This is a genomic window from Ensifer canadensis, assembly GCF_017488845.2.
Taxonomy (GTDB): domain Bacteria; phylum Pseudomonadota; class Alphaproteobacteria; order Rhizobiales; family Rhizobiaceae; genus Ensifer; species Ensifer canadensis.
In genome coordinates, this window is record NZ_CP083374.1 from 30,123 (window position 1) to 54,519 (window position 24,397).

The following is a 24,397-nucleotide window of genomic DNA, read 5'->3' on the forward strand; positions in this document are numbered from 1 at the left end:
GTGTCGGCGCCGCTCAGTCCGCTGCAGCAAAATGCGCCATCTGGTCCGCGTGTGCCTTTGCGAAGCATGGACGGGCCGCGGGGTTACTGGCGAAGCTCTTACAATTGGACTTCTTCGCCTTGCGATTGCCGAACGTGTGCCTTTGCATATTTTGCCAATCCGATCTTGATGGCGACCAGCACCGGGGCGGCAAACAGAAAAAGCAGTGCGACGGCGTTGAAGGCAGTGTCGAAGGCAATCACCGTCGATTGACTTGTGACCGCCCGGCCCAGAAGGCTCGTTGCTGCCCGGCTAGCGGCAGCTCCTTCCATCCCTTTCGCCATCAGCATAGCTGTCGTGATCTTCAGTCGTTCGAGCACCGCGATCTCCCCTCCGGTCACGTCGGCGGCAAGCACAGCGACATTGGCGGCAACGTTATGGTCTATCAATGTTTGCAGCCCTGCGACCCCGATCAGTCCACCAAGCTGGCGACCGGTATTGAAGAGGCCGATCCCGGAGGCAAGATTGCGGCTGTTAAGGTTGCTGAATGCGATCAGGGTGATCGATAGAAACAGGAAGCCGAGACCCAGACCGCGCAACAGGACCGCCGCCATCATGTCGTCCGCGCCGCTCTCGCTGGTCGAGCCGGACAGCATCCACATCGCGACCATGATCATCAGGATGCCGAAGGGCACCGTGGCAAACGGAGGAAGGTGGCGGGCCTGCATGAGATAGGCAGCCAGCAGGAGCGCGCCGATGAAAAGTGCACCGCTCGGCAACAAGAGCTGCCCAGCGTCGGTGGGCGTGAATGCGAGAACGGACACGGCGAATGAGGGAATGAGGAAGGCGCTCCCGAACAGTGCGGCGCCGGCAACGAAGCTGACGATGAAGGCGAAGCTGAAATCCTCCGACCGGAACAGGGTAAAATCGAGCAGACCCTGCCCCTTTGCCAGCACCTGTTGGCCAAGAAACGCCAGCAGCGTGGCCATGCCAATCACCGTTAGCCACAGGATCCGAGGCTCCTCGAGCCAATCCCATCGACTTCCCTGGCTGAGGACATACGTGAGCGAAAAGAGCGCGACGGACATCAGTGTAAAACCGATCCAGTCAAACGGGCGATGCGCCGCTTTTGCCGGCATTGGCATGTCTACGATCGGTAGAAGCCCGGCGGCGCCGAGCGCCACCGGGACAATACTGTAGAAGATCCATGTCCAGGACTGGCTGTCGAGCAACCATCCCTGAAGCGCTGGGGCGATCGTCGCTGGCGCGACAACGGCCCCCATGGCGAACAACGCTTGCAGGATTGGTTGACGAGTTCTGGGATAGGCGAGGAAAATAATCGCCTGACCGCCGACCAACAGGGTGCCGCCGGAGAAGCCCTGAATTACTCGAAGGACGACCAGCAAGTCCAGGCGAGTGGCCATGGCGGCGATGGCGCACGCCAAGCCCATGGCAAGGGTCGAGGCAATAATCAGGCGCAAGGGATGGATGCGGCTGAGCAGCCAGGGGGCCGTCATGAAGCCGATGAGTTTGAAACTGGTGTATCCGACATCCAGCCAGGCGAACTCGTCTGGCGTTGCATAGGTGTCGCCGATGATATCACTACGCCCGAGCGACAGGACGGTGCTGGCGATCGCCTCCGTCAGGGCGGCAAGCACAATGCCAATGACCAGAAGCGCGCCTGTCGTCGATCTCTCACGCTCCGGGATCGCGATGACGACCATTGTCATGACCCGCTCCCAAGATCGATCGCGACTCGCGCGGAAAGGCCAGGAACTAGACGACCAAGCAGCGGACTGCCGGCAAGCCGGATCTTCACCGGAACGCGCTGGACGACACGAACGAAGTTGCCAGTTGCATTGTCGGTGGGGAGCAAGCTGAAGGCAGAACCGCTGCCAGGCGCAAAACTGTCAACAACACCTTCAAGGGCATCGTTCGGATAGCCGTCGATGCGAATGCGCACGCGCTGCCCGGACCGGATATGTTCGAGCTGCGTTTCCTTGAAGTTCGCCACCACCCACACACCGGCGACCGGTACGATATCGAGCAAGGCGTTGCCTGGTGCGACAAGCCTTCCGATACGGACTTGGCGGTTACCGATGACACCAGCGATAGGCGCGCGAACCACGGTGCTTTCGAGATCGATCTGGGCGAGATCACGAGCGGCCTGTGCCTGGGCCACGGCGGCAACGGCGGCCTCGCGCTGAGCGGCAAAGACCGTTATGCGTTGCTGCTGAGCCTCGACTGTGGCGGATGCAGCCGCCACGCCCGCCTCCGCTCTTGATCGCGCGGTATCGCTTTCATCGACATGAGCCTGGCTGATTGTGTTGCTGCGGATAAGCTCACGACGGCGGCCATAGGCCTTGGTCGCCAGATCCATCTCGGCGACAGCCGAACGTTTCTGTGCTGCGGCCTGTCGAATGAGGGCGTGCTGAAGTTCGGTCTCCGCGTCGACATTGGTGAGGCGAGCTTCGGCAGCTTCCACGTTGGCCACCGCTTGCGCAAGGCGCGCCCTGTAGTCCCGATCATCGATCCGGAACAGTACCTGCCCTGCGCTTACAGTCTGGTTGTCATCAACCTCCACCGCCGTGACGTAGCCGCCGACTTTTGGGGCAAGCGCGGTCACATCGCCGCGCACATAGGCGTTGTCGGTCGACGCCTCGCCGCTCGGACGAGCCCAGGCCCATCCGCCGGCCACGGCGATCACTGCGCCGAGACACAGAAGCAGGCCGACGACCTTTTTCTTGTTGCCTTGTTTTGCTGCGCCACGGATCGCTGCGCCCTCGCCCACGACGGTGGCGGCTTTGTCCTCGAGCGGATCCATTTTCTCAGTTCCTGTTGGGGTTAAGTGGCCGCGAGGCAGCCCTTCGATGGAGTTGCCAAAGGCTGCCTGAGCGGAAACGCGTTCGACGCGTTATTCGCCGATCGGCGTGGTCAGTTCCTTTTCACCAGTGTCGACGACGAACACCGCGAGCAATCGCGCCGGCTTCGTGTCGCTGGCGTTTGCACTGACGCCATGACGAGCGCCGGGATCCTCGTAGAAGTTCTCGCCGGCCGCGTAGACCCGTTCCGGTGCGCCGTTGACGCTGCTGCGGATCGCGCCTTCGAGCACTGTTGCGTAGATGAAGGCCGAGTCCGGATGCGTATGGCCGGGCGATGCGCCACCCGGCCCGTATTCGACGAGCACGCCCTTCATGCTCTTGCCGGGAACGTTCGGAAGGACGTGGTCGAATACGATTGTCACCTTGCCTTCGGGTCGGTCGGCGGCTGAAACCGGGGTGATCGAGATCGTTGCCAGGGCAAAGGCCTGGAGAAACCGTGTCAGCATTGTCGTTTTCCTTTGGGTGTTTCGTGGGACGCCGCGCCAGGTCCCGCACGGGCGTCTTTGGCGTCTGCGCCAGGCTCAGTGTGTGACTTGCTGGCCGAGCCAGTCCTCGAAGCGGATCATGCCGAGGCGCGGTTTGTCGCCTGGTGTCAGCGACTGATCGTTAAGCACCGCACCGAAGTAGCGTGCGTGAACGTCCGGCACGACCTTGCGCGTGTCATGCTTTGCCTTGAGGAAGCGCCTCACCAGTTCATCGAGCGGAACGGCCTCGGGGCCGGCGACTTCGACCGTGCCGTTGATCGGCGGTGCGAGTGCGACATCGGTGAGCGCCGCCGCCACATCGTCGGACGCAATCGGCTGGAACAGCGCCGGCGACAGGCGGATCTCGCCGTCGACGTCGGCCGATTGCGCGATGCCGCCGACAAACTCGAAGAACTGCGTGGCGCGCAGGATGGTGTAGGGAATGCCGGACGCCTTGATCAGGTTTTCCTGCGCGATCTTGGCCCGGAAATAACCGTTGTCCGGAAGGCGTTCGCTGCCGACGATCGACAGGGCAACGTGATGGCGAACGCCGGCAGCGGCTTCGGCCGCCAATAGATTACGACCCGAGGTCTCGAAAAACTCGAGAACGGCCTTGTCTTCCCAGACCGGCGCATTCGCCACGTCGACGACGATCTCGGCGCCATCCATCGCTCCCGCGAGCCCCTCGCGGGTGATAGTGTTCACGCCGGTATTGGGAGAGGCAGGCAGCACGTCATGACCGCGCTCGCGCAGGTTCTTCACAAGTTTCGATCCAATGAGGCCGGTGCCTCCGATGACGACGATCTTCATGGGTTTTCTCCGCTTTTCCCGACCGCAACCATTGCCGTCTGTACGAATGGAGAGTACCTGCGGGTATGTGGGAAGTCCTTGAGGCAGGCTTGAATTGCCTTTGAAGGATGCTTGAATATATGTCCAAGACGCCTGCCTGACCGAAGCCCTTACGGGGCGGGTGGCGGGCCAGACGTCTGCTACCGATGTCAGACATCAATTCGTCAGTTGCCTCGGCCGCGAGCCGGTGGCGCGCGTTCAGGGATGCCGGCCTTGCAGTTCATGTTTGCAGACTACGTGCTTGATCGGGAGCGCAGGGAACTGACCCTGCGCGGGCAAGTCGTGGCAGTCGGACCGCAGGTGTTCGATCTTCTGCTCCACCTGGTGGTGAACCGCAACCGCGTCGTCAGCAAGGACGACTTGCTGGAGGCGGTGTGGAGCGGTCGGATTGTCTCGGAATCGACGATCACCAGCCACATCAATGCGGTTCGCAAGGCCATCGGCGACAGTGGCGAGGAGCAGTGCCTGGTTCGCACGATCGCGCGCAAGGGTTTCCGCTTCGTCGGCGAAATCACCGTCGATGAGACCGGTAAGACGCGACAACCCGGCGTGCACGGCGCCACCGAGCAGGCCCTGGGAAAATTGCAGGAGCAGCCGTCCGCGCTTGTCCTTCCCGACAAGCCCTCCATTACCGTCCTGCCGTTCCAGCACCTGAGCGGCGATCCGGAGCAGGAGTATTTCGCCGACGGCGTGGTCGAGGACATCATCACGGCACTGTCGCGCATCCGCTGGCTGTTCGTCATCGCGCGCAACTCGAGCTTTACCTACAAGGGCCGGACGGTGGACGTGAAGGAAGTCGGCCGGGAACTGGGCGTGCGCTACGTGCTGGAAGGCAGCCTGCGCAAGGCGGGCAACCAGGTGCGCATCACCGGCCAGTTGATCGACGCCACGACCGGGGCGCATCTCTGGGCAGAGCGCTTCGAGGGCGCGCTCGACAACATTTTCGACCTTCAGGATCAGATTTCGGCCAGTGTCGTCGGCGCGATCTCACCGCAACTCGAGCGCGTGGAAATCGAGCGCGCCAAACGCAAGCCGACGGAAAGCCTTGACGCCTACGACTATTACCTGCGCGGCATGGCGAAACTGCACATCGGAACCCGCGAAGCGATCGAGGCAGCGTTGGCCCTTTTCTACAAGGCGATCGAGCTCGACCCCGACTTTTCATCGGCCTATGGCGGGGCGGCCTGGTGCCATTTCTGGCGCAAGCTGAACGGCTGGATGGTCGACCGGAACCACGAGATCGCCGAAGGCGTGCGGCTGGCGCGGCTGGCGGTGGAGCTGGGTCGCGATGATGCGGTGGCATTAACGAGAGCCGGCCACGCGCTCGGGCATCTCACCGGCGACGTCGACGGCGGCATTGCGCTCATCGACAGGGCACGGCTACTCAATCCGAACTTCGCCCCCGCCTGGTTCCTCGGCGGGGCTCTGCGTGTCTTCCGTGGCGAAACGGAAAACGCCATCGAGGATCTCGCGCATGCCGTTCGTTTGAGCCCATTAGATCCGGAAATGTTTCGAATGGAGGCCGCCACTTCGCTCGCGTATTTCTTCGACGGGCGCTTTGATTCCGCCTCGTCTTGGGCGGAAAAGGCGCTGGGAAACCTGCCCAGCCTCCTCGTCGCGGTCGCCCTTCTGGCGTCGAGCCACGCGCTCGCGGGGCGGCTCGTAGAAGCGCGACAGGCCATGCGGCGCCTGCGCGCGCTTGATCCATCCTTGCGCATCGCCAATCTCAAGGACTGGCTTCCGATCCATCGCCCGGAAGATTATGCGCGGTTTGCCGATGGTCTGCGCCTGTCTGGGTTGCCGGAATGAGCCCACCGGCTTGAACTGGATGACGACGTCACCGCCCTCGCCGGGACAGACTGGCCGCCGTCAACGAGCCAGTCCTCTTTTCCCTGCTCAACCGAGCACTCTAAAGGCTACTCGACAGGGTCAATCCAGAAGACAGCCCGGTATCGCCCAGTGGCAACGCGAAGCAGGCGATGGCGAAGGCCCGAGGGCGCCTTTCGTCAACGCGCCCAGATCACAGCTGCGCAAAAATACGCTTCAGTTTGAGGCCCAATGTCGCCGCGCGCGCCAGCATCAACACCATCATCCCGAGCCAGAGCCCGTGATTGCCCCAGACTTGCTGGAGAATGTATGCCGTCGCGAGGAAGACCATCGTCGAGATAAACATGCTGTTGCGCAGTTCCCGGGTGCGTATTGCGCCAATGAACACACCATCGAGCATGTAACTCGTCACCGAGATCAGCGGCAACACGACGACGTAGGGAAGAAAGCGGACGGCCGCGGCGCGAACTTCCTCCTGGTTGGTCAACAGGGAAATGATCGTCGGACCAGCCAGCGCATAACACAGTGAAAACAGCAGCGCCACCAGGCCGGACCACAGGAAGGCCGCCTTGATCACACGTCGAAGGGCCTGTTTGCGGCGTGCACCGATGACGGATCCGACAAGGGTCTCGGTCGCATGGGCAAAACCATCGAGGCCATAGGAGGTGATGCCATGGAGGTTCAAGAGCACGGCGTTGGCCGCCAGGATCGCGTCGCCTTCTGCAGCGCCGCTTCGCGCAAACCAGCCGAAGCACACCAGCAGGAAGAGGCTGCGCAAGAATATGTCGCGGTTGACTGCAATCAAGCTTCGAAAGGCGGCACCATCAAGGAGGTCGCGCAAGTCCAGCGGTTGCCCCGCACTGAACGGTCGCACGATCAACAAACCGGCAATGAAGGCAGCCCATTCGGCCATGGCGGTGCCAGCGCCGATGCCGGCGACCCCCCAGTCGAACACGAAGACCAAGGTCACGGTCGCGGCCAGGTTGAGCACATTGAGCGCTACCTGCAAGGCCAGCGAAATCATCACCCGCTGGCGACCCAGCAGATAACCGAGCAGAACGAAATTCCCGAGAGCCGCGGGGGCGGACCAGATTCGCGCCGACGCGTAAGCCACGGCACTCTCGTAGACCGCTTCGCTGCCACCAAGGAGCGCAAGCCCGATTTCGATGATCGGCTTCTGCAGCACTATGATGATCGCGCCACCGGCAGCGGCAATGAGAAGCGCCCTGAGCAGATGCTTGCGCACAAGCGCGCCGTCCTCGGCCCCCGATGCCTGAGCGACCAGTCCGGTTGTCGCCATCCGCAGAAAGCTGAAGCTCCAGAACAGGAAATTGAACAGAACGCCGCTGAGCGCCACCCCGCCGAGAGACCAGGGACCGGGAAGATGCCCCGCCACCATCGTGTCGACCAGCGACAACACCGGCTGCGCGAGATTGGCCAGGATGATCGGAAACGCCAGCGTGACCATCCGGCGGTTCCAGTTTTCCTGCAGCTCCACAGGTGGCGAAATGTTCATCGCGCATTCGACCTTGGCGGAAGTATCCACACGGCCGCACCAGTTTGCCTAAACATCTCTATCACCCCGGCCGGTTGGCCTGTTTACGTCGATACTGTCTGCAAAACGTTGTCCCGCTTACCAGTCCATGACGACCTTGCCGGAGTTGCCGGAGCGCATGGCCTCGAAGCCGTCGCGGAACTCGTCGATGCCGATGCGGTGGGTGATGACCGGTGACAGGTCGAGCCCGCCCTGGACGAAGGCGATCATCTTGTACCAGGTCTCGAACATCTCGCGGCCATAGATGCCCTTGAGGTTGAGCATCTTGAAGATCACCTTGTTCCAGTCGATCTCGAAGCCGGCCGGCGCGATGCCGAGAATGGCGATCTTGCCACCATTGTTCATCTTGTCGATCATGTCGCGGAAGGCGGGTGCCGCCCCCGACATTTCCAGCCCGACGTCGAAGCCCTCGGTCATGCCGATCGCCTTCATCACGTCGGTCAGGTTCTGCTTCGACGCATCGACGACATGGTCGATGCCGACCTTGCGGGCAAGCTCCAGCCGCGTCGGGTTGATGTCGGTGATCACCACCTTGCGCGCGCCCGAGCGCTTGGCAACCAGTGCCCCCATAATGCCGATCGGCCCGGCGCCGGTCACCAGCACATCCTCGCCGACCAGATCGAACGACAGTGCGGTGTGCACCGCATTGCCGAAGGGATCGAAGATCGCGGCGATCTCGTCGGGAACGTCTTCGGGGATCGGCACGACATTGTATTCCGGCAGGCAGACGAATTCGCCGAACGAACCCGGCCGGTTGACACCGACGCCGAGCGTGTTGCGGCAAAGATGGCCACGGCCGGCGCGGCAATTGCGGCACTTGCCGCAGACGATATGGCCCTCGCCCGAGACCCGCTCGCCGACATGGTATTTGGTGACGGCCGAGCCGACCGCGGCGATCTCGCCCATGAACTCATGGCCGACGACCATCGGCACCGGAATGGTTTTCTGGGCCCATTGGTCCCAGTTCCAGATATGCACGTCGGTGCCGCAGATCGCCGACTTCTTCACCTTGATCAGCACGTCGTTCGGTCCGACCTCCGGCACCGGCACACGTTCCATCCAGAGCCCGACCTCCGGCTTCGTCTTGACCAGCGCCTTCATCATCTTCGTCATTTGGTTGTCTCCAAAATCAACTGCCCGCCTGGGGCCTGCCCCTCATCCGGCTGCCGCCACCTTCTCCCCGCGAGACGGGGAGAAGGACTATGCCGCACCCCTTGGGCCCATCTCGGACTGCCCGCAGGCTCAGCCTCTTGCCGGGCACGTCCCCTCTCCCCGTATACGGGGAGAGGGTCAGGGTGAGGAGCAGAGCTCTACACTCACTTGATCACACCGAGCTCGCGGCCGACCTCTTCGAATGCGGCGATCGCCCGGCGCACGTCGTTTTCGCTGTGGGCGGCCGACATCTGCGTGCGGATGCGCGCCTGGCCCTTTGGCACCACCGGGAAGGAGAAGCCGATGACGTAGACGCCCTTCTTGAGCATGCGCGCCGCCATCTCCTGCGCCAGGGCGGCATCGCCGAGCATCACCGGGATGATCGGATGGCCCTCGCCGGCGAGCGTGAAGCCGAGCTTCGACATCTGGTCACGAAACAGCGCCGCATTGTCCGACAGCCGCGCCCGCAGCGCATCGCCGTTGTCGATCAGGTCGAACACTTTGAGCGAGGCGGCGGCAATCACCGGCGCCAGCGTGTTGGAAAACAGATAGGGCCGCGAGCGCTGGCGCAGCCAGTCGACAACCTCGGCCTTGGCCGACGTGTAACCGCCCGAGGCGCCGCCGAGCGCCTTGCCGAGCGTGCCGGTGATGATGTCGACGCGGCCCTCGACACCGCAATGTTCGGCCGAGCCGCGACCGTTCCTGCCGACGAAGCCGACCGCATGGCTGTCATCGACCATGACCATGGCGCCATACTTCTCGGCGAGGTCACAGACGCCCCCGAGATTGGCGATGATGCCGTCCATCGAGAACACGCCGTCGGTGGCGATCAGCTTGAAGCGACTGCCTTCGGCCTTCTTCAGCTCTTCCTCCAGCGCCGCCATGTCGTTGTTGGCATAGCGGAAGCGCTTGGCCTTGGAGAGGCGCACGCCGTCGATGATCGAGGCGTGGTTCAAGGCGTCGGAGATGATCGCGTCCTCTTCGCCCAGCAGCGTCTCGAACAGGCCGCCATTGGCGTCGAAACAGGAGGAATAAAGGATCGTGTCTTCCAGGCCGAGGAAGGCGGAGATGCGCGCCTCCAACTGCTTGTGCTCTTCCTGCGTGCCGCAGATGAAGCGCACCGAGGCCATGCCGTAGCCATAACGATCGAGCGCCTTTTTGCCGGCCTCAGTCAGCTCCTCGTTGTCGGCCAGGCCGAGATAGTTGTTGGCACAGAAGTTCAGCACCCGCTCGCCCGAGGCAACCTCGATCTCGCCCGCCTGTTTCGAGACGATCACCCGCTCCGACTTGTAGAGACCGGATGATTTCAAGCCATCGAGTTCGGAGCGGAGATGGGAAAGAAAAGCATTGGTCATGGCGGGGTAAAGCCTCACTCTTGCCGGCGAAACACTTCCATGTCGCAGCACTGGGAAATCCATATTGAACAACGAGGACCGGGCTGTTGCCCGATCGTTTGCCACAATCGCCCGGCCTTCACGCACGATCGGCGGGCTGGCTGCCGCGAGCGCGTGAAAGCGGGCAATCAGGACTGAAGTCAGGCCGCCGCGGCAAACCCGTTGCGGCACAGCTCCTTGAGCTCGTCCAGCGACATCGCGTCGAGATCAAGGGCCGTCAGAAGGTCGTTCTCCGCGGTGAAATCACGGCCATACATCGCCGAGAAAATTCGGATGCCCGCCTCGTGCAGTTCCGCGGGATGGCCTGCGAGACGTCCGATCTTCGCCGTCATGACCAGACCGAAGGGCACGTCTTCCGTCACGTAGCGGCTATCGGCAGTGGTCGGGCCGCTGCCGCCATTGCCGGCTTCGTGCATCTCCTGATTCATCTGGGAGATGGAGCTCATCGGCACGTGGAATGACAGATGAAAGTGCTGAAAGATATTGCGCACCTCAAGTCCGAGCTTGCTGGCGATGGCGATGCGCTCCCGGTCGAGATCCTCAAGAAGGCGTCCGACGTTCGGCGTCACGTTCTGGCCCTGGCTCCAGCTTTCGCCGCGCTCCATGCGGGTCATGTTGCCGAGCGCGATGCCCATATGGTTCTGCGGATTGAGGTTGGAAAGCGCGATCGCCATCAGGCTGCCGCGGTCGAGGAAACGGTCGCCGAACAAGGACTGGCAGATCGAGAGCCCCTTGGCGCTCTCGGATGCCGGCACCGTCGCGAGATCGACCTGCTTGCGGATCGTGTTCACATTGACCGAGGTCGGGCTCAACTGCCGCCCCGATACAGCTGTCGTGCCCCAAGCGACGATCGGGACAGTAACGCCGCGCGCTGCCAGCAGGCGGGAGAGATAAAGCGCACCAAACGAGGCGTGCGAACTGAAGATGACGATCTGTCCCGGGGTAATGTGCGGTGCAATCGCATCGAGGACAGTCTTGTGACCATAGGCCGGCAGCGCGATGACGAGCGCCTCGGCACCGGCAACAAGGTCCTTTGCGCTGGTGGCAACGGCCGGATGGAAGGTGCCCTTGATCGCGCCTTCCGCAACCAGCGCCTGGCCGCTGGCCAAGGCACGCGTCCGTTCGCCGGATGGCGACCACAAGGTCACCTCGTGGCCCTGCTGCTCAACAAGCGCCGCCGTTCCAAAAGCGATCGAACCCGCCCCGACTATTCCTACCCGCATTATCATTCCCTTTTCTGCTCATGAATTCGGCCCGCTGGCCGATCGTTATTTCGGACGTATCGACGTTCTCGGCGTGTTCGGCCCGACATCGCCGGACGCAACCACCAGGAATGCCCCCGCCCCGACAGGACCGACGCTTGTCAGCGAATGGGGGACGTCGGCGGCATAGCGCGCCGTTTCTCCGGCCCGAACGATCATGGTGTTGCCTGCGCTGCGCACCACGATCTCACCCTTGGTGCAGTGCAGATGCTCAACGGTGCCTGCCCCATGCGGGTCGCTCACCAGTTCCCCTTCAGCCTCAAAACTCAGCAAATACCATTCGATCAGCGACACCATGCTGGCCGGGGACAGGATCTGCAGCGTGCAACTGCCGTCCGCACTGCGGATGGTCGGCGTCAGGTTTCCCGGCTGGAGGTCGATGATGGAACCGCCGCGCTCTTCGCTTGCGCCGCTGACCAGACTGTTGAGGTCGATCTTGAGCGCACGCGTCAGATGCCACAGCGTTCCGTAGGTCGGGTTGGCATTGCCGCGCTCAATCTCCGACAGCATGGAGCGCGATACGCCGGACATTGCAGCCAGTTCGGCGAGTGTCAGATTCAACTCTTTTCGATATGCCTGCAAGCGCGGCCCGATCTCGGGCGGGTTGACCAACACCATGGCTTGTCCCTCTTTGCCAATCGAGTGAGTGTCTCCTCCTGTCATTCCCTGATCGGTTCGCCGAGCGTATGCATAAGCCGGTTGGCCCAGCCGAACAGAGAGGTGGACAGGATGAGATCGAGGATTTCCTCCTTACCTAAACCGGCCTCCACCAGCGCCGCCATATCATCGGCGCTTGCTTCGGACGGGCATTTCGAAAGCTTGACCGCAAACTTCAAGATCGCCTTCAACCGCGGCTCGATCTCGGCATCGACGCCATCGGCAAAAATGGACGCAATCACATCGGTGCTTTTGGTCAACTGGTTGTAGCGACTGGCATGAACGGCCGCACAGTAGACGCAACGGTTGACGATGGAAGCACCGACGGCGCCGATCTCGCGCTCGGCGCGTGACAGGCCGCCACTATTATACATGACACCGTTGAAGAGCGGGCTTCTGTGCGTCAGCGTTTCGACATCATGCGCCAGCACCAGCACATAGTCCGAGACCTTGGTGTTGGATGGAGTGACCTTGAGCGCTTCGAGCTGCTCGGCGCTCGCGTCCGCCAGCTTGAGCGGGGTCACATAAGACCTCCAGACCGGGATATCGGTGGTCAAGTCGTGCACGATCTCGCTCATGCCAGCCCCCTCATCAACTCCAGGCCGACGGCAACCCTGATCTGGTAGCTGACGAAGGCGACGAGTTCTGAAAGCCGCACGATGTCGTCATCGGCAAGACCCGCTTCCTGCAACAATTCGATGTCACGGCGGGTTGCCTGCTTCGGCGCATGCGCCACCAGGTCGACGTGGCGGATCAGCGCCTTGGCACGGATATCGCTGCCACCATCGAACCAGATATCGGCCATCCGGGCAGCGGCGTCGGGCGCACCGGCTTTTTCCAGCAAAGCCTCGAAATGATCCTCGAAGGCTTTATGGTCATTGATCTTTGCAATGCGCCAGGCAAGTGCTGCGCGCTCGGCATGCGACAGGCCTCCGGGATTTTCCGGCGTCAGCGCACTGTCATGTGTCTTCTGGGTCAGCGCCATGATGTCCGCGCGCGCCGATAGCACGCCGGCCATCGCGCTGCCGGGCTCGATGCCGACGATCGCGGCAATCACGTCCTCGTTTTCAGCCATGTGATCCTCCTATGCCTGCTTGCGATCGTTGACCGCTACGCTGTCCGGCAAGGGCGATGCCGTCCATTCGTCGCCGCGCAATTCGGGCGTGTCGTAGTCAAGCAAACGCTGCCAATATTGGTCGAAATTCTCTGAGTAGAGCTTGGCGGCGATCTCCCGCACCAGCCACGACGCGCCTTCGCTGATGCCCGGAATGTCGCCACTCACCTTGCCGAGGCTGGCGGCAGCGCCCGAGTTGAAGCTGTGGATGTTGGCAAGCCACGGAGCCTGGCCTGGTTCGCGCTCGAGGAAACTGAAATCGTCGGCGAGATAGGGGAACCGGCCGAGTTGGTCATTCTCCTCGCTCTCAGGCGGCGTGAATCGGTCCTGCCACAAAAGGATCTTGTCGGCGTAGCCGTCGAGTTCCTTGCGCGCCAGCGGATCGACCCCAAAGCCGGTGCCGAGGATAAGGAAATCCGCGCGGACCGACTTGCCTTGCGACGTCTCGATGACGATTTCGTCGCCGTCGAGTTCGACACTTTCGACGGCGGCGTCAAAATGGAAATAGGCGTTGGGATGGCGGCTGACGCGCATCGTCGACCCACGCGGCGCCGGCGTCTGGGTGCGCAGCGAGTAGTTCATGATCTGCCACCGCCTGGCGTCACCCAGCTGCGGGAACGCAGCGGTGAAGCCGAACGAGCCGATACCCATCAGTTTGTTGATGCAGGGCATTTCCTTGCGCCGGATGAGATGGCGGACTTCGGCAGCCCCCGCTTCCAGCGCCTCGGCGGCGTTGTCGACCGCCGAGGCGCCGACCCCGACAACCACGACCCGCTTGCCGCTGAGGGCAGCAAAGTCGATCTCGTCAGAGGAATGCGCCCAGTATTTCTCCGGCAGATCGCCGACGAAGTCGGGAATGCTGGGATGCCCCATGCCGTCGCGGCCGGTTGCCATCACCACCTTCCGGGTAAGCACCGACGTTTCCCGCGCGCCCTTGCCTGTTATCGTCAACCGCATGAAAGCGCCCTCGGGCTGGATCGCCTTGACCTCGACGCCGTTTTCGACCGGCAGATCGAGCACCTTGCGGTACCAGCTCAGATACTCCATCCACATCGGGCGGGGGATCTTGTCGAGCTTGGCCCATGCGTCATTGCCGAACTGGGCAACGTGCCAGGCGCGGAAGGTGAGCGAGGCCATGCCATAGGCCGGGCCGGTCAGTTGCTTGGGCGAACGCAGAGTCTCCATGCGCGCATAGGTCAGCCATGGCCCTTCGAGGCCCTCTTCGCTGCGATCGAAGATGCGGATATTCTGAATGCCGGCGCCGATCAGAGCGAAACTGGCGACCAGGCCGCACATGCCGCCACCGATGACGACGACGTCATGGACCTGTTCATCGGAGGCGGTGGGCACAACCCAGTTTGCCGGCGGATAGCACAGGCAGGCAAGATCGTCGCGGACACGCTGTTCCAGCTCCAGCAGGCTCGTCGCCGCCGATGGGATCGGTGTCTCTACGTTATAAGCCATGGTTCACCTCCGTCGGCCGATGGAACTTGGGGTTCGCATTGGCCGCCTTGCCTGCTTAGGACCCGCACCAATGCGATGCGCGCCGTTGGTTGATTAGTTGTGAGCGTGCCGGTCGGGAATGACCGTCGCCGTCTCGGGCTTCCAACCGACCCAGATGTCCTCGCCGTTAAGTTGCGCGACATCGCTTGGATGCACAAGGGTGTTGAGCAAGGTGCCCGCGCCGACATCGACCATCAGCGAGGTGTGGTTGCCCTTGAACACCCGTTGACGGATCTTGCCCTTGATGCGGTTTCCGCTGGTCGGCTCGCTCGCCGAACAATGGATCGCCTCCGGGCGCAGGACCACGTAGAGATGCTCGCCGACCTTCGGCGAAAGCCCGCCTTGGTTTGCCGTGATGGTGATGCCGTTCCAGCTGAGAGCCGCGACATCGCCTTCGGTTCCGACAACGGTACTGCGCAACAGGTTGGTCTCGCCGATGAAGTTGGCGACGAAGACCGAGCCGGGGCGGCCGTACAGCGTGTGAGGATCGCCCATCTGCTCGATCCGGCCCTTGTTCATGACCACGATCGTGTCGGACATGGTCAACGCTTCTTCCTGATCGTGGGTGACGAACATGAAGGTCTTGCCGGTCTTTTCCTGGATGGCCTTGAGCTCGATCTGCATCTGCTGACGCAGCTTGGCGTCGAGTGCGGAAAGCGGCTCATCGAGCAGCAGCACGTCCGGATCCGGCGCAAGGGCGCGCATGAGCGCGACGCGCTGGCGCTGACCGCCGGACAGCTCCGCCGGCAGGCGATTGGCATAGTCCTGGAGCTGGACCAGTTCCAGGAGTTCCGATACCCGGCGATGAATCGCCTGGTTGTCGAGGCCCTTCAGCTCGAGGCCGAAGGCAATGTTCTTGGCAACAGTCATATGCGGGAATAGCGCATAGTCCTGGAACACGATGTTGACGTTGCGCTTGTTGGGCGGAACCTTGGTGACGTCCTTGCCGCTCAGCAGGATGCGGCCGGATGTCGGCGTTTCGAAACCGCCAAGCATGCGAAGCGACGTCGACTTTCCGCAACCGGAAGGTCCGAGCAAGGTGACGAACTTGCCAGCCTCGATGCTCAGGTTCAGGTTGTCGACGGCGACGTGCTTGCCGTAGCTCTTGTTGACATTGTCGAATTGGACGACGGGTTCCATCAGCGGGTCCTCGCGCGGCGGGTGAGATGTTCGGCGTACAGTCCGACCGCGGCCGTAACCACGAGGACAAGCGTCGCCATTGCGTTGATTTCAGGAGACATGCCGCCCTGCACCTTGGCGAAGATCAGCATGGGCAGGGTCGGGCGATAGCCGCCAAGGAAGAAGGTGCGGACAAAATCGTCGATCGACAGAAGCACACAGAAGATCATGCCACCGAGCAGCGCCGGTCCGAGATAGGGCAGCGTCACGCGGAAGAAGGCAACGACGCTGTCGGCACCGAGATCGCGTGCCGCATCGACGAGGTTGCCGGGCATCGAGCGCAGGCGGGTGAGCGCCATGACGACGACGAAGGGCACGGCGTGCACGGTGTGGCCGAGGATGACGGCCGCCGTACCCGTCGGCATGTCGATGGTCGAGATGAAGATGCGCAGTGAGATCGCCGAGATCATGCCCGGAACGACCGCCGGCAGACAGGCGAGCGCGAAGATGATGACCTGGCCGCGGACGCCCTCGGCAACGATCAGCATGGCGATCCAGACACCGAGGATTGTCGCCGCAAGCGTCGTCGCTCCCGCGATCATGATGGAATAGAGGCAGGCTTCCAGGAACTGCTTGTCCTGCATCACCTTGACGTACCAGTCGAACGTCCACTCCCCGATCGGGAAGGCGACGAAATTGGCGCCCTTGAAGCTCATGGCCATCATCAGCGTGAGCGGCAGAAGCAGATAGAGGATGAAGGCCCAATAGAACGCGGTCAGTGATGCGCGCGGGGCATCGGAAAACAGATTGCGCATTAGATTGCTCTCCTTTTACGCCCGCCGACCAGCCGCATGAAGATGGCGGCGGCGACAAGTGCGGTCACCAGCATGATCAGGGCGAAGGCGGCGCCGACCGGCCACTTGTCGCTGGCACCATGGAAGAAACCGCTGATCGTTTCGGGAAACAGCACGGTGTTGGGGCCGCCGAGCAGCATGGGGGTGGCAAAGACGCCGATACATGTCAGGAAGACCAGGCAGCAGCCCGATACGATGCCATCGCGCGACAGCGGCAGGATGATCCGGCGGAAGCGCGTGAACGGCCCGGCGCCGAGATCGGCAGCCGCATCCAGCAACGGCGACGGGATCTTTTCGATCGCCGAATAAAGCGGCAGCAGCATGTAGAGGCAGATCAGGTAGACAAGGCCGAAGCCCAGCGAGAACGACGTATAAAGCATCGGGATCGGCCGGTCGATCAGGCCGATCTCGCGCAGCAGAACGTTGACGGCGCCGCGGTTGGCAAGCAGCATGATCACCGAAAACGTCCGGATCAGTTCGCCCGCCCAGAACGGCACGAGCAACAACAGCAGCGCCTTGGAGCGGCCCTCCGGCCTGACGACCTTGGCGACGTAGTAGGCAACCGGATAGACCACGACCAGGGTCGCGGCGGTCGCGACGGTGGCAAAGATGAAGCTCTTGATCAGCGGCGTGAAATAGATCGCTTCCCGGAAGAAGATCGCATAGTTGTCGAGGGTGAAGCGCGACTCCACGCCCGGCTGAACCGGGTAATGGGACAGGAGGCTGATCTTCAGCATCTGATAGATCGGCCCGACATGCAGCATGATCAGCCAGATCATCGGCACACCGGCCAGAAGGATGATGCGACCGATCCGCGATTCCACCGCCGCCCCCAGCGTTTTCCGGTAAAGCGAGGAGTTGACCACCTTGGCTATGCCGGTGGAATATCTCGGCACGGCCGCATCGCGCACCGTGCCGTATCCGGCTGTCGTGTTGCTAGTCACCATTAGACGATCTCAGTTGGCGCAGCCCGACCAGTGCCGCGCGGCGTCGTCGGCGGTCAGTCATTGCGCGTTGTTGGCTGGAAGGGGCCAGCAGGCCGGCCACCGGCCCGGAGATCGCCGAAGCGCCCCGGGACAGGTGCAAGCTATGCGAAGCGTCGCCTGATCAGGCCGCCTTGACCTCGGTGGTCGCACGGTCGATCATTTCGTTCTTCATGTCGCGGTTGACCGACGAGAAGAAGATGATGCGCTCGACTTCTTCCTGCGGAAGCGTCGAGGCGAGCTTTTCGCGTTCGTTGAGCAGATCGCCGACGCCGTTCATGGTCGAGCTGTAGCCCGACTGGCGGGTCATTGCAGCGCCGACTTCCGGGCTCGCCAGGATGGCGTCGAGCAGCTTGTACGCGTTCTCTGCGTTCGGCGCGTTGTTGACGACATTGAGTGTGTAGCAGAAGCCGAACGTGCCTTCCTTCGGCACTGACAGCTGGATCGGATGACCGTCGATGATCAGTTTGGCGGCCGGGCCAGACCACGAATGGGCCAGATAGATGTCCTCGTTGATGAACATCTGCTGCACTTCAGACCCGGCATCATAGTACTTGCGAACCATGTCCTTGTTCTTGATCAGGAAGTCGCGCGCCTCGTTGGTCGCCTTCTGGGCGACGTCCGCTTTACCGGCATAGCTGACGAAGTCGCCGTCATGGCCGAGATATTGCATGACGATGGTCATGAAATCGCTGACGATGTAGGAGGTTTGGCCCTTGAACTGCGGATCGAACATGATCTCCCAGCTCGGCGCCTCCTTCACATAGTCGACGTTGCGGGCGAGACCCTCGTAGCCGGCCAGGATTGGCAGACCCCACAGATTGCCGTCGACACGCGCCCAGGGCGCGTCCTGATAGGCGGGATTGAGGTTCTTCCAGTTGGCAATCTTGCCGGTGTCGAGCGGCTGCAGCAGCTTTGAGCTGATGAACTGCGAATAGCGGTGGCCGGCAACGGTGACGATATCGGTCGACGGATTAGCACCCTCGGCGGTAAGCAGGTTGTACTGTTTGCCCTGGTCGTCGGTCAGACGGATGCGAACCTCGATACCGGTGTCTTTCTGGAACTTGTCGATGAATTCCTGCGGCAGGAACTTGTCATAGGTGGTGATGTTGAGGACACCATTGTCGGCCCAGGCCGGGCGCGGACGAATAATGTATGGCGCCGCAAGAACAGCCCCTCCCGCACCAAGCAGTTTCAGCGCAGTTCTACGATTGATGGATACAATTTCACTCATTTAAGTCCCCCTTTTTTAGTTTTGACTTGTGAGAGCAGATATTTTGGAATGTTCACGCACCAACTGGGCGCATTTGTCCGCAGGCAACATGGTGCCTCAGCGCGATCTGTAGAAAAGGCCTCCCCGCCCTTGTCCGGTATACCGAACTTTGCGTCCGCTAAACAGGAATTGACCTGTATAATGGACGAATGTCAAGCGAGCTTTGCAGGAAAATTACTGGGATCATCGACTGTGATGGGTGGAATCGAACCCGAGAAAAAACGCACAGGTCCGGTTGACGGAAACCGCTCAGCACGTTCTCTCTGGTTTCGTCGCTCAAAGTCGTGATTAACAGTGATTGCTTTCCTATATCGAGAGATGCCAAACCCGGCAGAGTGACGTGTTTCCGAGAAGACAAGGTTGAATTTTCATGACCGAGAAATCCCCCGCCGATAATTTCCCCGCCGGCTATGCACTTCCTAAGGTCTGGACCTGGGAAGCGGGCAATGGCGGCGCGTTTGCCAGCATAAACCGCCCGATTGCCGGCCCGACCCATGACAAGGCGTTGCCCGTCGGCAAGCATCCGCTGCAGCTCTATTCGCTCGCCACACCCAATGGCGTGAAGGTCACGATCATGCTGGAAGAGCTTCTGGCTGCCGGCCATCCGGAGGCGGAATACGACGCCTGGCCAATCCGCATCGGCGATGGCGACCAGTTCGGTTCCGGCTTCGTCGAGGCCAATCCGAATTCCAAGATCCCGGCGATGATCGACCACGCGCCGAAAGGTGGCGGAGCGCCGGTTCGCGTCTTCGAATCTGCTTCCATCCTGCTCTATCTCGCGGAAAAGTTTAGCGCCTTCCTGCCGACCGAGCTTCGCGCCCGCACGGAAACGTTCAACTGGCTGTTCTGGCAGATGGGCTCCGCGCCCTTTCTCGGGGGCGGCTTCGGCCATTTCTATGCCTATGCGCCGATGCACATCAAATACGCCATCGACCGCTACGCCATGGAAGTGAAGCGTCAGCTCGACGTGCTCGACCGCCATCTCGAAGGCAATCGGTTCATGGCCGGGTCCGAATACACTATCGCCGACATGGCCATCTGGCCCTGGTATGGCGGCCTGGCCCTTCACCAGACCTATGGCGACGCCGGCACCTTTCTCGATGTAGGGAGCTACAAGCACGTCCAGCGCTGGACGGCCGAAATCGCGGCGCGTCCGGCAGTCAAGCGCGGCCGCATGGTCAACCGCCTGAGCGGTGATCCGTCGGAACAATTGCACGAACGCCACGATGCCTCCGACTTCGACACGAAGACGCAGGATAAGATCGCCCAGAAAGAGACCGCGTAAGGAGAGTGGAATGGCCAAGCTGCCTGATATGACGAAACACCGGGGATTTCCCTACGCCATGCCGGGTACAGGCATCCAGTTCGTGATCCGTCGCGCCAATCCAAAGGGGGCAACGCCGATCAAGGCGTTGCCCCGCCATGCCCGACCGGGCTCGGGAGCGCACCGCATCGACGCGGCCTTCCTCCACGCCCTTTGGCATCATTTCGGCGCGGAACCGTTCGAACGTGGCAATCTTGACGCCGCCCGGCTGAACCTCCTGTTCGGCCGCGAGGTCTTGGCTGTGGACAAGGACTTCGACCCGGTGTCCTATGAAGCCATGCTCGTCATCAACGAAAAGGTCGCTCGCCAGAGCTTCCCGGAATCGTTCGAGGACGTGTTCGAGGTATGAAGGTGACGGGCCGCGACCAGTGCGCCTGTTAGCGGCCCGCACCAACAGATACGGGGATCAACGGCGACCTGAGCCAACCGTAGGGCGGATGCAAACTCTCCGAACCCAGACGCGATAGTGCCCCGGCGCGGTTCTGGAGCGCGATATCTTCGATATCCCGATCAACGAGATTGGCGAGACGAAAGTCGAGGCGACCCTGCTGCAGGGCAAGCCGGTCTTTGATGCGGACAAGCTTTTCCAGCCAAATGACGTGCTGCACTCGAACTGCTGCAAAAATGCGCGCCACCCGCCCCCCTCCCGCGCGGAAGCTTTCCCGATTGATGACCGTCAGCTAGTTCGGAGCGATTGCCTTGACACCGGCAGAACTGAGATGGCCACATCGCCAGACACCGTAGCCAGCGTTGGTATCCCAGTCATAATAGAACGCGGCTTCCAATCGCGCTGACGATATGAGGTCGCTAAAAACCGATCGTATCGCCGCCACCGCCTTGGTGCGCTTCTGGTCGTCGAGCGGGCAGGAACGGGCGGAGTTCGCCACGCCCCATTCGGTGATCCAGCAGGGCTTGCCCGTCTCCCCTGCCCCACAGAAACGAAGGAGTTCGCGGATATAGCCGGCAAGCTTCGGCCCTGCCTTGCGTCCCGGATAGACGTGAATGCCATAGGCATCGACATACTCGTCGAGCCCACGCGATTTCAGTAGGGTGACCACTTCTTCCGGGTCCAGGCGCTCCATGCCCCTTTGATCCGCCTCCCCGGCGCTCATGTCGGACAAACCGGCCGAAACGACCACCGCGTCGCGGCTATGGATCGTCGCCTTCAGCTCCTGCCGGGTAATCCTGGCAACCTCCACATAGGTTGCCAGTCCTCGCTCGAAGGCCTGCCTGTTGCGGATGTCGGAGACACGGCGCGGTGTGACGGCACCGGGTTTTCGATAAACGACGAGATCGCCATTGTAGGCGCTGTAATTGATCTCGTTACCGGGCTCGACGGCCACGAGCGTAACGCCTGCATCGTCCAATCTGCGCAATGCCGCCTTGAGGCTTTCGCGGTACTTCGCCGGATCGAGGTCAGAGAGGCGGCGAATGTCCCAGATACGACCGAAGCCGGTTCGAGCACGAACCTCATCCGCATAGTAGTCGGGATTCGCGAGCTGAATCTCCAGCAGGATCTTCAACCCGAGGCCATGAGCGATCTCGACCGCGTCGATGCTCTTGTCTACCGGGGCTGACAGGGATAGCCGCACGTGGGTTGCACCGCTCGCGGCGATGTCACCAAGGATTTTTCCCTGCTCGTCGGGTGTCTGCCAAGCGAGATTGACCCTATTGATCCCGACGATCGCCGCCGGGTTTTGATCCCGTGCGATCGCCGACCTGGTTTCGAAGACAAAAAGCGAAAGCAGCGCGCAAAGAAGGACCGTGCGCGCTGCAACCTTCCATGCCACGCGCTCAGATCCCAATCTGGCCGAGCACATTTCTGAAGTTGGTCTCACAGGCGCGATAACGGTCGACGGCCGCCTCAGCGTCGATCTTGGAAAGGAAGTTCGAAAGATAGGTCCGCTTGTCGGCCTCGCGATTCCAGGTTGCCGCCTCGATATAGGGGAAGCCGATGAACTCGAGCATTTCGCGCATGCGGTCGTCGACCGCGATCATCAGCGCCGGAACGCCAGCCTGCATGCCGATGATGCAGCCATGGAACCGACGGCCGAAACACATGTCTCTGGTCGTCGTCCAGCCTCGCCATTGGTTGGTGTCGAAGAAGGTGATCAGCTCGTGTTCGCGCTGCCACTTCTCCTTGTGCTTGTACTGCGTCGCCCCGGTAATGCGTCCACTGGCGCGATCGTAAACCGGGGTCGTATCATCACCCGGCAGATCGAGATTGTAGGCGATGACCTCGTCCTGGACCACATAGCTGGCAACGGACTTCGGCCCAAGCAGTGCATGCGCGTCGACGATCGTGTCGGCGACGCTGCCGAGGTAACCACCGAAGGCGATCTTCTGCGCGTCCGCCAAGGCCGGGTTGGCAAGTGCCGTCAGCGATCGGACCATTTCGTTCGGGGCGAAATAGAGCGAGGGGCAGCCCGTCGGCTTGACGAATTTCATCCCCTGCTCTCTCAGGAACTCCGCGGTAAAATAGCCGCGTGTCAGGAAGAAGCTTTCCCTGTTCCTGAGCACGTCCAGGAACTTGAGCGTGCCTGCCGGCAGCAACTCCTTGAGACCTTCCTTGCGCTGGATGCCGATGCCCATCACCACCACAGGCATCTTCAGCTTGGCGAAAACCTCGGCTTCGAGATCGGCGGAATATCCGGGCCGCAACAGGTTGGCGGAAGCGAAGACGCAGATATCGAATTCGCGATTTGCCTGCTCGTAGACATCGTCCGAGGTGCGATTGTTGACCAGGTGCCAGAAGGGCACATAGGTGACATCGTGCCCCCGCAGGCTTTGTGCAGCACCCTCGCCGATCAGATAATTGCCGGTATTGGCGATTCTCCTGACCTGGGAGAGGAAGTCCTTCTTCGCCGTCACCTCGTCGAAATACGGGCGGTGGTGCACCGTCATGCCGGCAACTGAGCCGATCGTGCGCTGCAGATACGAGGGGATCCCTGTAAGTAAGATACGCATAACTGTCCTTTGAACGAGCGCTTGGGAGGATGCCGAGTTCTGCTAGTGACCGATGCCGATTTCCCGCAAAGTCGAACGGAATGTGCGCTCGCGATCGGAATATCTGTCGACGAGCTCCGAAGCATTGAGCTTCCCCAGATGGTCGGCGACGAATTCGCTGCGGTTCTCGGCGCTGTCGATCTCGTTGATGTCGACTGCAGGCAATCCGGTGTAGCCGAGCATTTCGCGCATGCGGTCGTCCACCGCGACCATCAGGCTCGGCACGGCCGCCTGCATGGCGATGATCGAGCCGTGGAAACGGCGACCCAGATTGAAGTCCATCGACGAAGCCCAGGCTCGCCACTGGTTGGTGTCGAAGAAGGTGCGCACCTGGAATGGCTTGCCGAGCCTGTCGGCGCCGGGATAGGCGAGGTTGCCCACCATCGTGCCCGACGCCGTGTCGTAGACGCGCCCCTCCCCATTGGGCTCGACGCTCATGTCGAAGTGCAGAAACTCGTCCTGGACCACGTATTGCGGGACGCTGTCGCCGCCAGGCAGAGCCTTGGCATCCAGGACCGTATCCTGATTGCCGCCAAGGTAACCGGAGAAAATGGTGCGCGCCTTGCCGACATCGACCTCAGGCAGCTTTCTGAGCGATTTCCGCATGTTGTCGGGCATGAAATAGACGGACGGGCAACCGGTCGGCCGCACGAAGTTAAAGCCTTGATCTTTCAGGAAACCTTCCGTCTCGAAGCCGCGCGTCAGGAAGAAGTGCTCACGCTCCTTGAGAATGGCCAGCAGCCGCTTCGTGCCCTCTGGCAGGTTGTTCTCCAGGTCCTTGCGGTTCTGCTGACCGATGCCGAGCATGACGATCGGCATCTTGAGCTGCTCGAGCACATCGGCTTCCGCGTCGGCCGAAAGCCCCTTGCGCAGCAGATTGGCGCAGGTGAAGACGCAGATATCGAAATTCGAATTGAATTCGTCGAGGCCGACGCCATTCTTGGCGCAATTATAGAGATGCCAGAACGGCACGTGCTTGGCGTGGGGTGAAAGCGCGCGCAGGGCACCTTCGCCAATGAGATAGTTGCCGGTGTTGCTGATATTGCGCAACTCCTGCAGAAACTCCTCTTTCGTCTCCGGCTGTTTTTGACGCTCCGCATAGGAGACGGACAAACCGTGGGCGCCATTGACGAGGCGGGTGTAGTGACCGGGAATACCGGTCACAAGAATCCTTGCAGGCATGCAATCGACCTTTCTGCT

23 protein-coding genes are annotated in these 24,397 nt (G+C 61.6%); 3 read left to right on the forward strand and 20 right to left on the reverse strand.

Features of this window, described 5'->3' with window-relative positions:
• Positions 1–98: 98 nt before the first annotated feature.
• From J3R84_RS33635 to J3R84_RS33650, 4 genes are all read right to left on the reverse strand, one after another.
• On the reverse strand, positions 99–1,709 hold the full coding sequence (locus J3R84_RS33635; RefSeq protein WP_203529856.1) for a DHA2 family efflux MFS transporter permease subunit: 1,611 nt from the start codon (positions 1,707–1,709) through the stop codon (positions 99–101).
• Complete coding sequence (locus J3R84_RS33640; RefSeq protein ID WP_203529855.1) at positions 1,706–2,803, reverse strand: HlyD family secretion protein; 1,098 nt, start codon at positions 2,801–2,803, stop codon at positions 1,706–1,708. Before J3R84_RS33640 ends, J3R84_RS33635 begins: the two co-directional genes overlap by 4 nt.
• A gap of 90 nt (positions 2,804–2,893) precedes the next feature.
• Positions 2,894–3,307: a cupin domain-containing protein gene (locus J3R84_RS33645; protein ID WP_203529854.1), complete on the reverse strand. Its 414-nt coding sequence runs from the start codon at positions 3,305–3,307 to the stop codon at positions 2,894–2,896.
• A 75-nt stretch (positions 3,308–3,382) separates the two neighbouring features.
• A complete protein-coding gene (locus J3R84_RS33650; RefSeq protein WP_057207778.1) occupies positions 3,383–4,135 on the reverse strand; it encodes an SDR family oxidoreductase in 753 nt (250 codons plus the stop codon).
• A gap of 252 nt (positions 4,136–4,387) precedes the next feature.
• Between J3R84_RS33650 and J3R84_RS33655 the strand changes: the two genes are divergently transcribed.
• Positions 4,388–5,983, forward strand: a complete 1,596-nt coding sequence (locus J3R84_RS33655) for a winged helix-turn-helix domain-containing tetratricopeptide repeat protein (RefSeq protein WP_203529853.1) — start codon at positions 4,388–4,390, stop codon at positions 5,981–5,983.
• A 211-nt stretch (positions 5,984–6,194) separates the two neighbouring features.
• On the opposite strand, the gene J3R84_RS33660 is transcribed toward J3R84_RS33655, so the two are convergent.
• The 12 genes from J3R84_RS33660 to J3R84_RS33715 form a co-directional block, all read right to left on the reverse strand.
• Positions 6,195–7,517 (reverse strand): MATE family efflux transporter, encoded by a 1,323-nt coding sequence (locus tag J3R84_RS33660; RefSeq protein WP_203529852.1) that lies wholly within the window; start codon positions 7,515–7,517, stop codon positions 6,195–6,197.
• Between the two features lie 117 nt (positions 7,518–7,634).
• Entirely contained in the window at positions 7,635–8,669 is a 1,035-nt protein-coding gene (gene tdh / locus J3R84_RS33665; protein ID WP_207932876.1) for an L-threonine 3-dehydrogenase, read from the reverse strand.
• A gap of 203 nt (positions 8,670–8,872) precedes the next feature.
• Complete coding sequence (locus tag J3R84_RS33670) at positions 8,873–10,063, reverse strand: glycine C-acetyltransferase (RefSeq protein ID WP_207932875.1); 1,191 nt, start codon at positions 10,061–10,063, stop codon at positions 8,873–8,875.
• A 179-nt stretch (positions 10,064–10,242) separates the two neighbouring features.
• Positions 10,243–11,331, reverse strand: coding sequence for an NAD/NADP octopine/nopaline dehydrogenase family protein (locus tag J3R84_RS33675; protein ID WP_057208300.1), 1,089 nt, complete (start codon positions 11,329–11,331; stop codon positions 10,243–10,245).
• A gap of 39 nt (positions 11,332–11,370) precedes the next feature.
• Complete coding sequence (locus J3R84_RS33680) at positions 11,371–11,982, reverse strand: helix-turn-helix domain-containing protein (protein ID WP_063997110.1); 612 nt, start codon at positions 11,980–11,982, stop codon at positions 11,371–11,373.
• Positions 11,983–12,023: 41 nt separating this feature from the next.
• Complete coding sequence (locus J3R84_RS33685) at positions 12,024–12,599, reverse strand: peroxidase-related enzyme (protein ID WP_057208302.1); 576 nt, start codon at positions 12,597–12,599, stop codon at positions 12,024–12,026.
• A complete protein-coding gene (locus J3R84_RS33690) occupies positions 12,596–13,096 on the reverse strand; it encodes a CMD domain-containing protein (RefSeq protein ID WP_041692984.1) in 501 nt (166 codons plus the stop codon). The genes J3R84_RS33685 and J3R84_RS33690 overlap by 4 nt, the downstream gene beginning before the upstream one ends.
• 9 nt (positions 13,097–13,105) lie before the next feature.
• Positions 13,106–14,599, reverse strand: coding sequence for an NAD(P)-binding domain-containing protein (locus J3R84_RS33695; protein ID WP_057208304.1), 1,494 nt, complete (start codon positions 14,597–14,599; stop codon positions 13,106–13,108).
• 93 nt (positions 14,600–14,692) lie between these two features.
• Positions 14,693–15,778, reverse strand: coding sequence for an ABC transporter ATP-binding protein (locus J3R84_RS33700; protein WP_057208306.1), 1,086 nt, complete (start codon positions 15,776–15,778; stop codon positions 14,693–14,695).
• On the reverse strand, positions 15,778–16,572 hold the full coding sequence (locus J3R84_RS33705; RefSeq protein ID WP_025431402.1) for an ABC transporter permease: 795 nt from the start codon (positions 16,570–16,572) through the stop codon (positions 15,778–15,780). Before J3R84_RS33705 ends, J3R84_RS33700 begins: the two co-directional genes overlap by 1 nt.
• Positions 16,572–17,558: an ABC transporter permease gene (locus tag J3R84_RS33710; protein WP_025431403.1), complete on the reverse strand. Its 987-nt coding sequence runs from the start codon at positions 17,556–17,558 to the stop codon at positions 16,572–16,574. The genes J3R84_RS33705 and J3R84_RS33710 overlap by 1 nt, the downstream gene beginning before the upstream one ends.
• A 160-nt stretch (positions 17,559–17,718) precedes the next feature.
• Positions 17,719–18,828 (reverse strand): extracellular solute-binding protein, encoded by a 1,110-nt coding sequence (locus J3R84_RS33715; RefSeq protein WP_057208311.1) that lies wholly within the window; start codon positions 18,826–18,828, stop codon positions 17,719–17,721.
• A 409-nt stretch (positions 18,829–19,237) separates the two neighbouring features.
• On the opposite strand from J3R84_RS33715, the gene yghU reads away from it, so the two are divergent.
• Both yghU and J3R84_RS33725 read left to right on the forward strand, forming a co-directional pair.
• Positions 19,238–20,152, forward strand: a complete 915-nt coding sequence (gene yghU, locus J3R84_RS33720) for a glutathione-dependent disulfide-bond oxidoreductase (protein ID WP_203529653.1) — start codon at positions 19,238–19,240, stop codon at positions 20,150–20,152.
• A gap of 10 nt (positions 20,153–20,162) precedes the next feature.
• Positions 20,163–20,540: a hypothetical protein gene (locus J3R84_RS33725; protein WP_203529655.1), complete on the forward strand. Its 378-nt coding sequence runs from the start codon at positions 20,163–20,165 to the stop codon at positions 20,538–20,540.
• A 28-nt stretch (positions 20,541–20,568) separates the two neighbouring features.
• Here J3R84_RS33725 and J3R84_RS33730 read toward each other — a convergent pair whose 3' ends face one another.
• The 4 genes from J3R84_RS33730 to J3R84_RS33745 form a co-directional block, all read right to left on the reverse strand.
• Positions 20,569–20,799, reverse strand: coding sequence for a hypothetical protein (locus J3R84_RS33730; protein ID WP_203529657.1), 231 nt, complete (start codon positions 20,797–20,799; stop codon positions 20,569–20,571).
• A 72-nt stretch (positions 20,800–20,871) separates the two neighbouring features.
• Positions 20,872–22,011 (reverse strand): glycoside hydrolase family 26 protein, encoded by a 1,140-nt coding sequence (locus tag J3R84_RS33735; protein ID WP_203529659.1) that lies wholly within the window; start codon positions 22,009–22,011, stop codon positions 20,872–20,874.
• The gene (locus J3R84_RS33740; RefSeq protein ID WP_203529660.1) at positions 21,986–23,158 is read right to left on the reverse strand and encodes a polysaccharide pyruvyl transferase family protein; all 1,173 of its coding nucleotides are present in this window, start codon (positions 23,156–23,158) and stop codon (positions 21,986–21,988) included. Before J3R84_RS33740 ends, J3R84_RS33735 begins: the two co-directional genes overlap by 26 nt.
• A 42-nt stretch (positions 23,159–23,200) precedes the next feature.
• Positions 23,201–24,379, reverse strand: a complete 1,179-nt coding sequence (locus J3R84_RS33745; protein ID WP_057217255.1) for a polysaccharide pyruvyl transferase family protein — start codon at positions 24,377–24,379, stop codon at positions 23,201–23,203.
• Positions 24,380–24,397 lie beyond the last annotated feature (18 nt).

What these genes read in the sequence shown, in the direction of transcription:
- J3R84_RS33635 (WP_203529856.1), bottom strand. Translation starts at nt 1,709, where the DNA reads ATGACAATGGTCGTCATCGCGATCCCGGAGCGTGAGAGATCGACGACA.
- J3R84_RS33640 (WP_203529855.1), bottom strand. Translation starts at nt 2,803, where the DNA reads ATGGATCCGCTCGAGGACAAAGCCGCCACCGTCGTGGGCGAGGGCGCA.
- J3R84_RS33645 (WP_203529854.1), bottom strand. Translation starts at nt 3,307, where the DNA reads ATGCTGACACGGTTTCTCCAGGCCTTTGCCCTGGCAACGATCTCGATC.
- J3R84_RS33650 (WP_057207778.1), bottom strand. Translation starts at nt 4,135, where the DNA reads ATGAAGATCGTCGTCATCGGAGGCACCGGCCTCATTGGATCGAAACTT.
- J3R84_RS33660 (WP_203529852.1), bottom strand. Translation starts at nt 7,517, where the DNA reads ATGAACATTTCGCCACCTGTGGAGCTGCAGGAAAACTGGAACCGCCGG.
- tdh (WP_207932876.1), bottom strand. Translation starts at nt 8,669, where the DNA reads ATGACGAAGATGATGAAGGCGCTGGTCAAGACGAAGCCGGAGGTCGGG.
- J3R84_RS33670 (WP_207932875.1), bottom strand. Translation starts at nt 10,063, where the DNA reads ATGACCAATGCTTTTCTTTCCCATCTCCGCTCCGAACTCGATGGCTTG.
- J3R84_RS33675 (WP_057208300.1), bottom strand. Translation starts at nt 11,331, where the DNA reads ATGATAATGCGGGTAGGAATAGTCGGGGCGGGTTCGATCGCTTTTGGA.
- J3R84_RS33680 (WP_063997110.1), bottom strand. Translation starts at nt 11,982, where the DNA reads ATGGTGTTGGTCAACCCGCCCGAGATCGGGCCGCGCTTGCAGGCATAT.
- J3R84_RS33685 (WP_057208302.1), bottom strand. Translation starts at nt 12,599, where the DNA reads ATGAGCGAGATCGTGCACGACTTGACCACCGATATCCCGGTCTGGAGG.
- J3R84_RS33690 (WP_041692984.1), bottom strand. Translation starts at nt 13,096, where the DNA reads ATGGCTGAAAACGAGGACGTGATTGCCGCGATCGTCGGCATCGAGCCC.
- J3R84_RS33695 (WP_057208304.1), bottom strand. Translation starts at nt 14,599, where the DNA reads ATGGCTTATAACGTAGAGACACCGATCCCATCGGCGGCGACGAGCCTG.
- J3R84_RS33700 (WP_057208306.1), bottom strand. Translation starts at nt 15,778, where the DNA reads ATGGAACCCGTCGTCCAATTCGACAATGTCAACAAGAGCTACGGCAAG.
- J3R84_RS33705 (WP_025431402.1), bottom strand. Translation starts at nt 16,572, where the DNA reads ATGCGCAATCTGTTTTCCGATGCCCCGCGCGCATCACTGACCGCGTTC.
- J3R84_RS33710 (WP_025431403.1), bottom strand. Translation starts at nt 17,558, where the DNA reads ATGGTGACTAGCAACACGACAGCCGGATACGGCACGGTGCGCGATGCG.
- J3R84_RS33715 (WP_057208311.1), bottom strand. Translation starts at nt 18,828, where the DNA reads ATGAGTGAAATTGTATCCATCAATCGTAGAACTGCGCTGAAACTGCTT.
- yghU (WP_203529653.1), top strand. Translation starts at nt 19,238, where the DNA reads ATGACCGAGAAATCCCCCGCCGATAATTTCCCCGCCGGCTATGCACTT.
- J3R84_RS33725 (WP_203529655.1), top strand. Translation starts at nt 20,163, where the DNA reads ATGGCCAAGCTGCCTGATATGACGAAACACCGGGGATTTCCCTACGCC.
- J3R84_RS33735 (WP_203529659.1), bottom strand. Translation starts at nt 22,011, where the DNA reads ATGTGCTCGGCCAGATTGGGATCTGAGCGCGTGGCATGGAAGGTTGCA.
- J3R84_RS33740 (WP_203529660.1), bottom strand. Translation starts at nt 23,158, where the DNA reads ATGCGTATCTTACTTACAGGGATCCCCTCGTATCTGCAGCGCACGATC.
- J3R84_RS33745 (WP_057217255.1), bottom strand. Translation starts at nt 24,379, where the DNA reads ATGCCTGCAAGGATTCTTGTGACCGGTATTCCCGGTCACTACACCCGC.